This window comes from Hymenobacter psychrophilus, assembly GCF_900107135.1.
Taxonomy (GTDB): Bacteria; Bacteroidota; Bacteroidia; order Cytophagales; family Hymenobacteraceae; genus Hymenobacter; species Hymenobacter psychrophilus.
Genome location: NZ_FNOV01000004.1, coordinates 13072 through 27080, shown reverse-complemented (window position 1 = coordinate 27080; position 14009 = coordinate 13072). Strand labels below are relative to the sequence as shown.

At 61.9% G+C, this 14009-nt stretch carries 10 protein-coding genes; 3 read left to right on the top strand and 7 right to left on the bottom strand.

Translation table 11 applies throughout. The annotated features are described in order from the left end of the window. Positions 1-73: 73 nt before the first annotated feature. The 3 genes from rnc to BLW21_RS06915 all read right to left on the bottom strand — a co-directional run bounded on the left by rnc (position 74) and on the right by BLW21_RS06915 (position 2576). Positions 74-823 carry a ribonuclease III gene (gene rnc / locus BLW21_RS06925; protein WP_092738726.1) on the bottom strand — a complete coding sequence of 250 codons (750 nt, stop codon included), beginning with the start codon at positions 821-823 and terminating at the stop codon, positions 74-76. Between the two features lie 98 nt (positions 824-921). Further along, positions 922-2175 (bottom strand): beta-ketoacyl-ACP synthase II, encoded by a 1254-nt coding sequence (fabF, locus tag BLW21_RS06920; protein ID WP_092738725.1) that lies wholly within the window; start codon positions 2173-2175, stop codon positions 922-924. Positions 2176-2339: 164 nt separating this feature from the next. Continuing rightward, positions 2340-2576 carry an acyl carrier protein gene (locus BLW21_RS06915; protein WP_019948606.1) on the bottom strand — a complete coding sequence of 79 codons (237 nt, stop codon included), beginning with the start codon at positions 2574-2576 and terminating at the stop codon, positions 2340-2342. A 162-nt stretch (positions 2577-2738) separates the two neighbouring features. Here BLW21_RS06915 and BLW21_RS06910 point away from each other — a divergent pair, with 162 nt between their 5' ends. Further along, entirely contained in the window at positions 2739-3170 is a 432-nt protein-coding gene (locus BLW21_RS06910) for an IPExxxVDY family protein (protein ID WP_092738724.1), read from the top strand. Between the two features lie 59 nt (positions 3171-3229). Next, entirely contained in the window at positions 3230-4669 is a 1440-nt protein-coding gene (gene pyk, locus BLW21_RS06905; protein ID WP_092738723.1) for a pyruvate kinase, read from the top strand. Positions 4670-4765: 96 nt separating this feature from the next. On the opposite strand, the gene BLW21_RS06900 is transcribed toward pyk, so the two are convergent. Then, on the bottom strand, positions 4766-6277 hold the full coding sequence (locus BLW21_RS06900) for a T9SS type A sorting domain-containing protein (protein WP_092738722.1): 1512 nt from the start codon (positions 6275-6277) through the stop codon (positions 4766-4768). A gap of 156 nt (positions 6278-6433) precedes the next feature. Further along, positions 6434-6691, bottom strand: a complete 258-nt coding sequence (gene rpsT, locus BLW21_RS06895; RefSeq protein ID WP_092738721.1) for a 30S ribosomal protein S20 — start codon at positions 6689-6691, stop codon at positions 6434-6436. A gap of 354 nt (positions 6692-7045) precedes the next feature. Here rpsT and BLW21_RS06890 point away from each other — a divergent pair, with 354 nt between their 5' ends. Continuing rightward, entirely contained in the window at positions 7046-8035 is a 990-nt protein-coding gene (locus tag BLW21_RS06890) for a YheT family hydrolase (protein ID WP_092738720.1), read from the top strand. A 208-nt stretch (positions 8036-8243) separates the two neighbouring features. Here BLW21_RS06890 and BLW21_RS06885 read toward each other — a convergent pair whose 3' ends face one another. Together BLW21_RS06885 and BLW21_RS06880 are read right to left on the bottom strand one after the other, a co-directional pair. After that, positions 8244-9434 (bottom strand): efflux RND transporter periplasmic adaptor subunit, encoded by a 1191-nt coding sequence (locus tag BLW21_RS06885; RefSeq protein WP_092738719.1) that lies wholly within the window; start codon positions 9432-9434, stop codon positions 8244-8246. Positions 9435-9529: 95 nt separating this feature from the next. Beyond that, positions 9530-13972, bottom strand: coding sequence for a CusA/CzcA family heavy metal efflux RND transporter (locus BLW21_RS06880; RefSeq protein ID WP_092738718.1), 4443 nt, complete (start codon positions 13970-13972; stop codon positions 9530-9532). Between the last annotated feature and the right edge of the window lie 37 nt (positions 13973-14009).

Genomic DNA, 14009 nt, shown 5'->3' with positions numbered 1-14009 from the left:
CGAGCTAGCCATTTTTCCGAATATCCGGGCACATTCGAGACTACCAGAAGCCCGCTGTTTCGCAGAGCCGTTCTTACACCCCCAGCGCTGCCAACGCCCGCTCGGCGGCCAGTTGCTCGGCCTGCTTTTTCGAGAGGCCCATGCCGGTGGCAATTTCCTCATCATCTATCACTACCACGGCCGAAAACTCCATTACGCCGCCGGGGCGGGCTTCGCCGGTCAGCTCGTAGCGCATGTTTTTGCCGCTACGCTGGGCCCACTCAATCAGCTTGCTCTTGAAGTTGGTGGTCGTCTGGGTCATGGCCTTTACATCAACGAAGGGCTTGAGCAGACGGGCGAGCACGAACTTGCGGGCCGCTTTGTAGCCGTGGTCGAGGTACACGGCCCCTACCAGCGCCTCCAGGGCGTTGCCGTTTACCGAGCGCGAGCGGGCCGCCCGGCCCTGCGCGGCATCAAGTTGCACGAGCTTATCAAGACCAATTTTGAGGGCAATGCCGTTGAGGCTCTCGCGGTTGACAATGCGGCTGCGCATCTCCGTCAGGAAACCTTCCTGCTCGTAGGGGAACTTACGGAACAGGTATTCGGCCACGGCCGTGCCCAGCACCGCGTCGCCCAGAAACTCCAGCCGCTCGTTGCTTTGGTGGCGGGCCTGCTCGCCCTGCTGGCGTACTACCGAGGAGTGCGTAAAAGCCAGCCGGTACAACTGCACGTTGCCCGGCGCGTGGCCCGTAATGGTGGTAATGGCCTGCCGAAAGGCCCGGTCACGACCAATCAGCCGGCGAAAAAAGCCGAATATCGGCAAAGGCTGACCGGACTTGGGCATTCTATTTAGTTGTTGTGATGAAGCTATTAAAAAACGTGTCATGCTTCATCTGGCATCCGCGAAGCGGAGCGCAGTCGAAGCATGACACCGTTTCTCTACTACTCGCTGATTTTCCGGAAAATAACCGAGGTGTTGTGGCCGCCGAAACCAAAGGTATTGCTCATGGCAATGTTCACTTCCCGCTTCTGGGCCTCGTTGAAGGTGAAGTTGAGGCGCGAATCCAGTTCGGGGTCGTCGGTGAAGTGGTTGATGGTGGGCGGCACTGTATCGTGCTGCATGGCCATAATGCAGGCTACGGCCTCAATAGCGCCCGCCGCCCCCAGCAGGTGGCCGGTCATGCTCTTGGTCGAGCTGATGTTCAGCCCATAGGCGTGCTCACCAAACACCTTCTGAATGGCTTTCACCTCGGCGCCATCACCCAGCGGCGTACTCGTGCCATGGGTATTAATGTAGTCCACGTCTTCGGGCTTGATGCCGGCGTCGCGCAGCGCGTTCTGCATCACTAACACCACGCCGTTGCCCTCGGGGTCGGGGGCCGTGATGTGGTAGGCATCGGCCGACATACCGCCGCCAATCAGCTCGGCGTATATTTTGGCGCCGCGGGCCTTGGCGTGCTCGTACTCCTCGAGCACCAGCGAGGCCGCGCCTTCGCCCAGCACAAACCCGTCGCGCTCCTTGTCGTAGGGGCGCGAGGCCTGCTCGGGCGCGTCGTTGCGCTCACTCATGGCCTTGAGGGCGTTGAAGCCGCCCACGCCCGATTCGGTGATGGCCGCCTCCGAGCCGCCCGTCACGATGACGTCGGCCATGTTGAGGCGGATGTAGTTGAAGGCCGAAATAATCGAATCCGACGACGACGCGCAGGCCGAGGTAGTCACGAAATTGGGGCCCCGGAATTTGTGACGGATGGAAATGTTGCCCGACGAGCTGTCGGCAATCATTTTCGGAATAAAGAAGGGGTTGAAGCGGGGTGTGCCGTCGCCGTGGGCGAAGGCAATGCACTCGGCCTGCAGCGAGGTGAGGCCGCCAATGCCCGAACCCCAGATAACGCCTACCCGGTCCTTGTCAACATCGTCCTCAATGAGCCGCGCGTCGGCAATGGCCTCGTTGGCCGCAATCAGACCGAACTGGGTGAAGATGTCCATTTTACGGCCCTCCTTACGGTCGAAGTAGTCGTCGGGATTGTAGTCCTTTACTTCGCAGGCGAAGCGGGTTTTAAACTTACCGGCGTCAAAGCGCGTGATGGGAGCAGCACCACTACGGCCGGCCACCAGGCCTTCCCAATAGGCGGGGGCAGTTTTGCCGACGGGGGTAAGGGCACCCAGGCCGGTCACGACAACTCTCCGAAGAGACATAGGCGAGTTCAAGAAGCGAGAAAATGGAAAGGACAAAAAAAAGCAAACCGGCCGGCGGCAGGCCGGCCGGTTTGTTTAGTGCGTAGTGAATAGTGAACAGTGAATAGTCGGGGGCTTCACCAACTTGGAAGCAACACTATTCACTGTTCACTATTCGTTATTCACTATTTAGCGTGCTCTTCCAGGTAGCTGATAGCCTGACCTACGGTGCCGATGTTTTCGGCCTGGTCGTCGGGGATAGACACATTGAATTCCTTTTCGAACTCCATGATCAACTCGACGGTATCGAGCGAATCGGCGCCCAAATCGTTGGTGAACGAAGCCTCGGGGGTTACTTCCGACGCCTCAACACCCAACTTATCGATGATGATGGCTTTTACTTTCTCTGCAATTTCAGACATTTCCGTGGGGGTTTAAAAGAAAACTCGGCACAAATAACACCATCTTCGCTAACATTGTCAAACTTCCACCCCCTTATCTTACGGGTGTAAGATTATGGCCCTATCAGTTCCGCAGGCTTGGCCCGCAGTGTACTTTTGCCTTTTCGCTCCGCACCGCCGCCTATGAAAACCTTCACCCTGGACGTGGATTACGCCTGCGACTTCGACCTGTTTGGGCTCGTGTCGTCGTCGCGCGAGCATACGCTGGCCTGGGTGCTCAACCGGGCCCTGCACCTGCGCCTGATCAAGCAGCCCGACCTGATTCTCGATCTGCTGCAGAGGGGCCGCCTCGTGATCAGCAACTACCTGCACGCCACCGAGCACCACACGCTGCGCCTGTTTCGCAACCGCAGCGCCGACGCCTCCGCCCTCAAAAAACCCTTCCTTGCCCCCGACATCCGGCAGTACGATTACCTGCTGCAAATCAATGCCGGGGGAACCGACCTGCTACCCGCCCCACAGCTCATAGCCCACCTCACGGCGCTGCCCGAAGTGCAACTCATCAGCCAGTTCGACCCCAACGACCTGAAGTTTAAAGAGAATTTTCTTTTCTAAAGGCCGCGGCCAACCAGCCACGGTTCCTTTTTTTTGCCTTTTCGTTTCTTAGCTACCTCATGGAAGTCACGTCGCATTTCAATAAAACCAAGATTATTGCCACCGTCGGCCCCGCCTCCAACACCTACGACAAGCTAGCCATGCTCATGCGTGAGGGCGTTGATGTGTTCCGGCTCAACTTCTCGCACGGCTCCCACGAAGACCACCAGGCCGTTATTCACACCGTGCGCCGCCTCAACAAAGACTTGCGCATGAACGTGGGCCTGCTCCAGGATTTGCAGGGCCCTAAAATCCGCCTCGGCGAAGTAGAGGGTGGCGAAGTCGAAATTAAGGCCGGCGACAAAATCAAGCTCGTCTGCGGCGAAAAGGAAATCAGCACGGCCACCCGCCTGAGCACCATTTACCTGGGCCTGGCCCGCGACGTGAAGCCAGGCGACATGATTCTCATTGATGACGGTAAGATTGAGTTGCGCGTGCTGGCTACCGACCGCGAGCAGGAAGTGGACGTGGAGGTTATTTACGGCGGCCTCGTGAAGCCCCGCAAGGGCATCAACCTGCCCAACTCCGACGTATCGGCTCCGAGCATGACGGAAAAGGACATCGAGGACCTGCGCTTCGGCCTCGAAAACGATGTGGACTGGATTGCCCTCTCGTTTGCCCGCCGGGCCGAAGACATCCGCTTCATCAAGAATCTGATTGCCGAGAGCGGCAAAAGCATCCGGGTAATAGCCAAAATTGAAACCCCCGAAGGCCTGCGCAACCTCGACGAAATTATTGCCCTCACCGATGCCGTAATGGTGGCCCGGGGTGATTTGGGCGTGGAAGTGTCGATGGAGGAAGTACCGATGGCCCAGAAGACTATCGTGGCTAAGTGCAATAAGCTGGGCGTGCCGGTAATTGTGGCTACCCAGATGATGGAGAGCATGATTACGGCCCCGCGCCCCACCCGCGCCGAAACCAGCGACGTGGCCAATGCCGTTATCGACGGGGCCGATGCCGTGATGCTATCGGCTGAAACGGCCGTGGGTGCTTACCCGGCCGAGGTGATCCGCTCGATGGTGGGCACCATTAAAAGCGTGGAAACGCAGGTGCCGACGCTTTACAACCACTGGTTCCCCATCGACCCCACTGCTTCCTCCTTCATGGTCGATAGCGTGCTGTCGGCGGCCTGCCATTTGGCTAAGAATACCAACGCCAAGGCCATTACCGGCATGACGCACCGCGGCTACACGGCCTTCCAGATTGCCAAGTACCGCCCGCAAGCCAACATTTTCATATTCACCGACAACCGCCCGCTGCTCACGGCGCTAAGCCTTATCTGGGGCGTGCGCGGCTTCTACTACGACCGTATGGTGAGCACCGACAGCACGGTGTCCGACATAAAGTTCGCCCTCACTGCCTCGGGCCACCTGCAAAAGGGTGACGTATTCATCAATACGGCCTCCATGCCCATCAACAAAAAGGGCAAAACTAACATGGTAAAGGTGAGCGTAGCATAGATTCGTTTGAGCTGTTAGCTACGAAAGAGCGGTGTATGGCGCGCGGCTTGTCCCCGCACCATACACCGCTCTTTCGTAGCTAATGGCCTAAATACTCTACTGCCCGCGTTGCAGCCGCAACAGTAGCGGCGGGCTGCCCAACTGCTCCAGGCGTACCAGGTACAGGCCCACGGGCAGCCCGGCCAGCGCCACCGTGGCCCGCGTGGTCCCGGATGGCAGCCGTTGCGTCCGAATCGTTTGGCCGGTACCATTGAGCAGCGTCAGATGGGCGGGGGCGGTAGTGGGAACTGGTAACTCCAGCGTGGCCGTAATGGCCGCCGGATTGGGGTAGAGCCGCACGCCAGCCGACGCCACGCTGCCAGGGGCCGCCGATAGCAGTAGGTCGAACGGCTCACGGGTGCCGCAGGTGGCTACGACGCCGCTGCTGCTCGTGCGGCGGTAGTAAACCAAGTCCAACAGGTTTGAATCACTCAGCCGCACGACGCCTAGGTCAGCGCTCAAAAACTCATTCAAACCAGGCCAGTCAAAGTCGAAAAAGGGCAGGTAAACATTTTCCATTCCCCCTCGGATGAGGTGCAACCTCTGAGTCCGGAGCGCGGCTCGGGGGCTGCACGCCACGCCGCTTGGGCGGCTGGGCACGACCGGGTGCCCCATCGTGAGACCCGTGCCCAACCCCACCCACTCGTAGGCCAGCAGGTGCGCATTATTCGATGGCCCTAGGGCCCTGCCGGGGCTCCACTGCCACTGCCCGGTGCGCAGCGAAGCCGCCAGCCGGGCGGTACGGAGTGGCTCAAATGTAGTACCTGCCGCCGAACAGCCCGGGGCCCCCGAGGTTCGGGTGCGCGACTGGTAGCGCACCACGTAAATCAGACTGTCGGCTGTTTGCTGCCGACTTACTACGCGCTGCAGCAGGTTGGTGGCCTCACAAATCAGACCACCACCGAAAGCAAACCGCTCATTATAATACCCAAACTCGTCGCCGGGTTGGAAATTGGCCAGCAGCAGCGGGTTGTAGTAGCTAAGGCCGGCTGCTACAGGAAGCCGGGCCAGCATAAGGCCGGTCTTGCTGGTTTGCGGCCCCGCCAGCAGCCCGTAGTTTTTGCTTAGTTCGTAGGTCTCGGTGCCAACCTGCAACGTAGCCACCGAATCGGACTGGCCATTGAACTCGCGCACGGTTCGGCTGACGACGGTGGCCGTGGGGCCGCTGCTGCCAGTGAACGTGGTGCCGGCCTTGCGAAACACGGGTAGCGGGATGCTGCGGGCCGGCTCGCCGACTTCGGCCGCCCATTCCAGCCAATAAACCCGGGTGGCCCCCTCGTAGCGCAGCCGGGCCCCGAACTGGTTGTTGCGCGACTTCCGCCACCGCTCGCCCAGGTTCGTGCTCTTCACCGGCCGCATAATGCGGTTAAAGAAGTACAGCGAATCGGCGCCCCGCACCCCGGCCGAGTCGAGGCGTAGCGTCAGGATACTGTCGGTGGCCGCACCATTGCGGCTTAGCATGTAGGCGTGCACGGCCCCGTTGGGCCGGAAGGGCCGCCAGTTTTGGGCCGTTGCGGCCAGGGCCGTTATCAGCAGTAAAGCCAAGAGCAGCAGGTAGCGGTGTAGCATAAGCAGCGGTAGTAGATGGGCGGTAAACGGCTGGTTAATGTACGCCCGGAACTGCCTAACTACCAATCACCTAAATTCAACTACCAATCAACGCAGCAAGGCCCGATGCTTGCGCACCGGGCCTCACCTTATAAAGAGCAGAAAGCCGGTTGGTGCCTAAGCAGCCAGCGACTTCACGAACTTGGCCAGCTTCGACTTGTTGTTGGCGGCTTTGTTCTTGTGGATGATGTTCTTCTTGGCCAAACGGTCCAGCATCGACGACACCTTCTGGAACTGCTCCTGAGCAGCCGAAGCTTCGGTGTTGGCGCGCAGCTTCTTGATGGCCGTGCGGGTAGATTTAGCCTGATAACGGTTCAGAACGCGCTTAGCTTCGTTGGAACGGATGCGCTTAAGGGCGGATTTATGGTTTGCCATGAGGGTTGATTATGGTCTTCTGCTCTGATTCAATTCAATTGCGGAGTGCAAAGGTAAAGATTTGCGCCGAATTAGCAAATGGCTTTTTCGGTAAAAAGTAATGGGAGTGCGCAGGATACGCAAACAAAACGAGTGGCATCCAGCGCGGGACAACGATTCTGCTTGCTGCCGCTCAACGACGCCAGCCAAATTCCTTGTTCCAATCTGATTGACCACTTTCTTCACCCACCTCACCCCAAATTCAGTATGCATGCATACTTTTATTTAGGTAACTTGCTTGCTTAGTCGGCATTGCGCCCTGATTTTATAAGTATCCACCGGCTACCCCAGCAGCTTTCAGCCGCCCTATCTGCCATGCCTCTCGTTCCCGAATCTGCCTACCAGCCGCCTTTTTACCTCTTCAACGGCCATTTGCAAACCATTGTGCCCAGCCTGTGGCGCACGGTGCCCGAAGTGCAGTACGAGCGCGAGCGGGTAGAAACCGAGGACGGCGACTTTCTGGACCTCGACTGGTCGCGGCGGCCCGCCGGAGGGCCGCCAAGCGACACGCTGGCCATCGTATCGCACGGGTTGGAGGGCGACGCGGGGCGGCCTTACATGCGCGGCATGGTGCGGGCCCTGAACCAGGCGGGCATGGACGCGCTGGCCTGGAATTACCGTAGCTGCGGCGGCGAGATGAACCGCCTGCTCCGCTCCTACCACCTCGGTGACACCAACGACCTCGACTTCGTGGTGCGCTACGCCCTGGGCACGGCCCGTTACCGCCGGATACTGCTCACGGGCTTCTCGGCTGGTGGCAACGTAACGCTTAAGTACCTGGGCGAAAAGCCCGCCCGCGTGCCCCGCGAGGTGGAACGCGCGGCCGTGTTTTCGGTACCCACCGACCTGCGGGCCAGCTCCTACCACATTGGCCGCCTCGAAAACCGCATCTACCTGAAGCGCTTTATGAAGACGCTGCGTGAGAAGATGCGCCAGAAGGCCACCCTACTTCCCGGCCAGGTCGACCTCACGGACCTGGAGTTGCTACAGAGCTTCCCGGAGTTCGACGACCGATTCACCGCGCCCATGCACGGCTTCAGCTCGGCCGAAGACTACTACGCCCACGCCAGCTCCGGCCGCTACTTAAGTGGCATTCAGGTACCCACGCTGCTGGTCAACGCCCAAAACGACCCGTTTCTGCCCCCTTCCTGCTTCCCCCACGAAATAGCCGCCGCGAGCCCCCATGTCTTCCTCGAAACCCCCACTGATGGCGGCCACGTAGGCTTTGGCGAAGGTACCCCCGATGGCGAGTACTACTCGGAGCGCCGGGCCGTAGATTTTCTCACGAGCGAGGTGCCGGGGTAGTTAGGTGGTTTTCTACAGTATTGCTTCTCATGGCCTGCTCGGCTTTTGCATAAGCACTGAGCGCAGCGCTTCAGGGGTAGCTAGGGTCCGACAACGGCCCCCTATCAGGCCCTGGCTAAAAGCGGTGCCTGTTTACATCACCGCTTTTAGCGTGAAAAGCTGTCAATATATTTCAGGACAACACAGTGGGCAGTTGTGAGAGCAACGGCTACTCCTCGCTGGCGTTCTTGAGCTTGCTCAGCAGCGAATAGGCGCCCTCGGTGGCGTAGCGTGCCGTAGCGTCAGCCGCTTCTGCGCCGGGAATGAATACTTCGCTGTAGCCGCCGGCCATTTCGCCGCGCCGCACTTCCACCATGCGGAAGGCCTGGTAGCCGGCCGCCGCCGGCTGCTGGAGGAACACGTACTGCCTGCCCTCGTAATCGACCACGGCCTGGTTGGGCAGGGCGGGCACACGGCGGGTAGTGGTTTCGATAACGGCCCGCACGAACATGCCCGGGCGCAGGGCGGGGTCGTTTTCGCGGTCGAGGTGGCCGTGCACGCGCACCGTGCGCTGGGTTTCGTCCACGGTGCGGCCAATCAGGTACACCGCGGCAGTGCGCTCCACGCTGCTGTCGTTCGGCACGGTGAAGCGGATGTGCTGGCCCTGCTTTAATTGGGCGGCATCCTTTTCAAACACGGTCAGCTCTACGTGCAGGTGGTCGGGGTCCACGAGCACAAACAGCGCGTCGGTGGGCATCACGCTCTGGCCCACGGCCACGTTAACGGCCTTCACGAAAGCCGCTTTGGGGGCGCGTAGCGTGGCGGTAGTCACGAAGGGCCGGACACCCACGGGCAGGCCCGCCAGCCGGAGCCGGGCCACCTGGCCGGCCGCCTGGGCCGTCAGGGCCCCGTAGCGGGCCTGGGCCTGCTGGGCGTTTTTGGCGGGGGCCACCTCCTCGCGCACCAGCTCGCGCTGGCGGTCCAGTTCCAGTTTGGCGTAGCGCAGCTGGCTCTGCGTTTCCAGGTAATCCTGCTGAAGCTGGATAAACTCGGGGTTGCTGATGACGGCCAGCGCCTGGCCCTTGCGCACGTACATGCCCTGCAACAGGGTTGTGCGCTCCACGATACCGCCCAGCGGCGCGCTGACGGACACCATCTTGTCGGGCGGCACATCCAGCACGCCGTTGACTTTAAGGCCGGCCCCCAGCACGCGCTGGGTCAGGGTAGTGGTCTGGATGCCGGCCAGCTGCTGCTCATCGGGTGTGAGCGAAACCAGGTCGGTGGGTGCGGCGGCACTATCGGCTTCGATGGTCGGGGCCGGGTTATTCGCCAGGTCGGTGGGTTCGGTGTTGCTGGTGCAGCCGGCGGCGGCGAGTAGGAACCCGGCCATAAGGAAGGCAGGTTTGAGAAGGAATTTCATACAGTCTGGATTATCAAGAGAACATCATACTTTATCTGGCATCCGCGCAGTCGAAGCATGACAAACGTGAGAATATCAATGGGTGCGAAACAGGCTTACTGGCCGCTGTTTAGCAGGTAGTCCAGCTCGATGACGGTCTGGTTGTGTTGCAGCAGCGCGTCGAGGTGGTCGGTGCGCAGGCGCAGGGCGCGGTCCAGGTTGAGCAGGTATTCGGTGTAGCCGTTCTCGCCTGCCTTAAAAGCCTTGGTGGCTATGCGGGTGATGACGGCGGCCTGCGGCAGACCGGTCTGCTCGTAGAATTGCAGGCGCTGCTGCTGCTCAGCGACTTGGAGCAACAGGGCCTCAACCTGGCCGGCCAGCTCGGCCTGGTAGCGGGCGTAGCCGGTCTGGGCCACTTTTTCCTGCAGGCGAGCGGCTTGCACCCGCGCCTTTTGCGGCCCCTGCACCAAGGGCACGGCCACGGTGGCCTGCACGCCCTGAAACCGGTCGCCGGCCCCGTAGTTGCGGGCCACGCCGTCTACCAGCTGCGGGCCGATGAGCGACTGGTTGAAGTAGCCCACGCTAATCCCCGGCTTGCCTTGGGCCTGCGTCACGCGGGTTTCGGCGCGGGCCACGACCACCTGTTGGGCAAGTACCTGGGCCAGCAAACTCCGGGCGAAGGCGGCCGTGTCGCCGGGGATGGTTGGCATTTGGGGCACTAGCGGCGCGAGGGTGCTGTCGGCCACGGCCACGGGCTCGGGGCGTTGGAGCAGGGCCTGGAGCTGGCGCACGGCCACCGCATACTCAGTGCGGGTTTGGGCGAGGCGAATGCGGGTTTCGCCCTGCTGCACCAGGGCCGTGGCTACTTCCAGCCGGGCCGTTTCGCCGGTGCGAAAGCGCAGCTGGGCGGCCCGCACGAACTCGGTGTAGAGGCTGTCCTGGGCGCGCAGGGTGCGCAGGCGGTGGCGGGCGTGCACGGCGGCCTCGTATTGCAGGCGCACCTGGCGGCGCACGTCGGCCCGCACCAGGGCCAGCTGCTGCTCCCGGGTGGCTACCTGGGCCTTGGCCAGGGCCCTGAGTGTGCCGTAGTAGCCCGGCCAGGCCAGCGGCTGGCTGATGGTGAACGAGTTGTCTTTCCGCGCCGAGTTGTACTGGCCAAAGTTGCCCTGCACGGTGGTGCGGCCGAAGTCGCGGGCGGCACGCACGGCCGCCTGCTGGGCGGCCAGCTGCTGCTCGGCCCCGAGCACGGTACCGCTCTGGGCCAGGGCGGCCGCTACCGCCTGGGAGGCGTTGAGCGGCCCAATTTCAGGCCCGGCCGCATTCTGGGCCAGCGCCCGGCCGGGCAGCAACGCCCCACCCACGGCCAGTAGTAGCACGAGGCCAGCCACGCCGAGCTGCGCCGACGAGCCGGCCGCTGCTTTTTTGGCGGCCCGGCGGGCCATCCAGGTTTCTTCCAGGTAATAAAGCACCGGCAGCACTAGTAGGGTGAGCAGCGTAGCCGTCACCAGCCCGCCAATTACCACGGTGGCCAGCGGCTTCTGCACCTCGCCCCCCGCCGAGTTGGACAGCGCCATCGGCAGAAAGCCCAGCGAGGCCACGGTGGCCGTCATCAGCACCGGCCGCAGCCGCACGTGGGTGCCTTCGAGAATGCGGGCCCGCAGGTCGGTGATGCCTTCCTGCTTGAGTTGGTTGAAGTAGCCGATGAGCACGATGCCGTTGAGCACAGCCACCCCGAACAGGGCAATGAAGCCCACGCCGGCCGAGATGCTGAACGGCATCCCGCGCAGCCACAGCGCCAGCACCCCGCCGATGGCCGAAAGAGGAATGGCGGTAAAAATCATCACCGACTGGCTGACAGAGTTAAAGGTGGCGTAGAGTAGTACGAAGATGAGCAGCAGCGCCACCGGCACGGCCAGCAGCAGCCGGGCGCGGGCCGATTGCAGGTTCTCGAACTGCCCGCCGTAGGTGACGTAGTAGCCGGGCGCAAACTTCATTTGCTTGTCAATGCGCTGCTGCACCTGCTGCACCAGGCTTTCCACGTCGCGGCCCCGCACGTTGAAGCCCACGATAACGCGCCGCTTAGCATCGTCGCGCTGAATCTGGCTGGGGCCGGAAACCAGGGACACTTTCGCCACCTGCTCCAGCGGCACCTGCCGGCCGTCGGGGGCGGCAATGAAGAGCTGGCGCAGGTTGCTGATATCCTGGCGGGCGTCCTCCTTCAGGCGCACTACCAAATCGAAGCGGCGTTCCTTCTCGAACACCTGGCCGGCTACTTCCCCGGCGAAGGCGGCCTGCACCGTGCGGTTCACGTCATTCACCGACAGGCCGTACTGGGCCAGCTTTTCGCGGTCCACCTGGGCCACCAGCTGGCTCTGGCCGGTGGCGCGCTCCACGTACAGGTCGGTGGCGCCGGGCAGGCCCTTCACCAGCTCCCCCACCTGGCCCGCGTAGTCGTCGAGCTGCTGAAGGTCTTCGCCGAAAATCTTAATCACCACGTCCTGCTTGGCCCCCGAAATCAGCTCGTTGAAGCGCATCTGGATGGGCTGCTGGAAGCCGAACGTGACGCCGGGAATGGCGCTGAGCTTGGCCGACATCTTGTCCACGAGGGCCTCCCGCGAGTCGGCCGAGGTCCATTCTTTTCGGTCTTTGAGCACGATAATCAGGTCGCAGGCCTCCACCGGCATGGGGTCGGTGGGAATGGCCGACGAGCCTACTTTAGCCACCACTTCCTTTACTTCGGGGAAGTTTTTGAGGAGGATGCCCGCCGCCTGCTGGGCTTTTTCGGCGGTGTAGGTGATGGACGAGCCGGGCAGCACCCGGGTTTCCACGGCGAAGTCGCCTTCTTCCAGCGTCGGAATAAACTCGCCGCCCAGGGTGCCAAACAGCAGCAGCGCACCCACGAATAAGGCCAGCGCGGTGCCCAGAATCAAGGCTTTGGCTCCTAATGCCCAATCTACCACGCGTTGGTAGCGCCGGGCCAGGTTGCCCAGCACCCGGTCGGACAGGTTGGGCTGGTGGTCGGTGTTGCGGCTCAGGGCCAGCGCCGAGAGCATCGGCACATAAGTCAGGCTCAGAATAAAGGCTCCCAGAATGGCAAAGGCCACGGTCTGGGCCATGGGCCGGAACATCTTGCCTTCGATGCCACCCAGCGCCAGCAGCGGCAGGTACACAATCAGGATGATGATTTCGCCGAACGCGGCCGACGAGCGGATTTTGCTCGATGCCTGGTACACTTCTTCGTCCATTTCCTCGCCGTTGAGCGCCAGCGCGCCGGCCGGCCGGTTTAGCGTGGCCAGCCGATGCACGATGGCCTCCACGATAATCACGGCCCCGTCCACAATCAGCCCGAAGTCGATAGCGCCCAGGCTCAGCAGGTTGCCCGACACGCCAAACACCCGCATCAGGCTGATGGCGAAGAGCATGGCCAGCGGAATGACCGAGGCCACCACCAGCCCGGCGCGCCAGTTGCCCAGAAACAGCACGAGCACAAAAATGACGATAAGCGCGCCTTCCGCCAGGTTTTTGCTCACCGTACCAATGGCCTGGTCCACCAGCTTGGTGCGGTCCAGAAACGGCTCAATCACCAGGCCTTCGGGCAGCGTCTGCTCGATAACGGCCATGCGCTGCTTCACGGCTTTAATGACTTCGGAGGAGTTGGCCCCTTTGAGCATGAGTACCAGCCCGCCCACCACTTCGCCCTCCTGGTTGCGCGTCATCAGGCCGTAGCGCACGGCGTGGCCGAAGCGTACTTCGGCCACGTCGCGCACCAGCACGGGCACGCCGCCCCCCGCCGGCGGGGCTTTAACGACGATGCGGCCCACGTCTTCCAGCGAGCCCACCAAGCCCTCGGTGCGGATGAAATAGGCCGCCGGGTTCTTGTCGATGTAGGCCCCGCCGGTGTTCTGGTTGTTCTGCTCCAGAGCCGCGAACAGCTCCCCAATGCTAACGTTGTAGGCCCGCAGGCGCTCGGGCTCCACGGCCACTTCGTACTGCTTGATATTGCCGCCGAAGCTGCTCACATCGGCCACGCCGGGCGTGCCCAGCAGCTGCCGGCGTACCAGCCAGTCCTGCACCGTGCGCAGCTCGGTGGGCGAGAACTGCTTTTTGTAGCCCTTTTTCGGGTGCAGCACATACTGGTAAATCTCGCCCAGCCCCGTCGTGACCGGGGCCAGCTCGGGCGTGCCCGCGCCGGGCGGAATCTGCCGCTCGGCCTCCTTGAGTCGCTCGGTAATCTGGTTGCGGGCCCAGTATATATCCGTGGCGTCGGGAAAGACAATGGTGACGACCGAGAGGCCGAAGCGGGAAAACGAGCGCACCTCCCGCACGTCGGGGATGGTGGCAATGGCCTGCTCGATGGGAAAGGTAACGAGCCGTTCCACGTCGGGCGCGCCCAGCGAGGGGGTTTGGGTGATGACCTGCACCTGGTTGTTGGTGATGTCGGGCACGGCATCGATGGGTAGGTGCAGCACCGAGTAGCCGCCCCAGGCCACCAAGGCCAGGGTCAGCAACCCTATCAGCAGCTTATGGCCGATAGAGAAGCGAATAATGGAATCAAGCATGAAGAAGTTGGCTGAATCAATAAGACGCCCGCACCCC

What these genes read in the sequence shown, in the direction of transcription:
- fabF (WP_092738725.1), bottom strand. Translation starts at nt 2,175, where the DNA reads ATGTCTCTTCGGAGAGTTGTCGTGACCGGCCTGGGTGCCCTTACCCCC.
- BLW21_RS06910 (WP_092738724.1), top strand. Translation starts at nt 2,739, where the DNA reads ATGAAAACCTTCACCCTGGACGTGGATTACGCCTGCGACTTCGACCTG.
- rpsT (WP_092738721.1), bottom strand. Translation starts at nt 6,691, where the DNA reads ATGGCAAACCATAAATCCGCCCTTAAGCGCATCCGTTCCAACGAAGCT.
- BLW21_RS06885 (WP_092738719.1), bottom strand. Translation starts at nt 9,434, where the DNA reads ATGAAATTCCTTCTCAAACCTGCCTTCCTTATGGCCGGGTTCCTACTC.
- BLW21_RS06890 (WP_092738720.1), top strand. Translation starts at nt 7,046, where the DNA reads ATGCCTCTCGTTCCCGAATCTGCCTACCAGCCGCCTTTTTACCTCTTC.
- BLW21_RS06900 (WP_092738722.1), bottom strand. Translation starts at nt 6,277, where the DNA reads ATGCTACACCGCTACCTGCTGCTCTTGGCTTTACTGCTGATAACGGCC.
- rnc (WP_092738726.1), bottom strand. Translation starts at nt 823, where the DNA reads ATGCCCAAGTCCGGTCAGCCTTTGCCGATATTCGGCTTTTTTCGCCGG.
- BLW21_RS06915 (WP_019948606.1), bottom strand. Translation starts at nt 2,576, where the DNA reads ATGTCTGAAATTGCAGAGAAAGTAAAAGCCATCATCATCGATAAGTTG.
- BLW21_RS06880 (WP_092738718.1), bottom strand. Translation starts at nt 13,972, where the DNA reads ATGCTTGATTCCATTATTCGCTTCTCTATCGGCCATAAGCTGCTGATA.
- pyk (WP_092738723.1), top strand. Translation starts at nt 3,230, where the DNA reads ATGGAAGTCACGTCGCATTTCAATAAAACCAAGATTATTGCCACCGTC.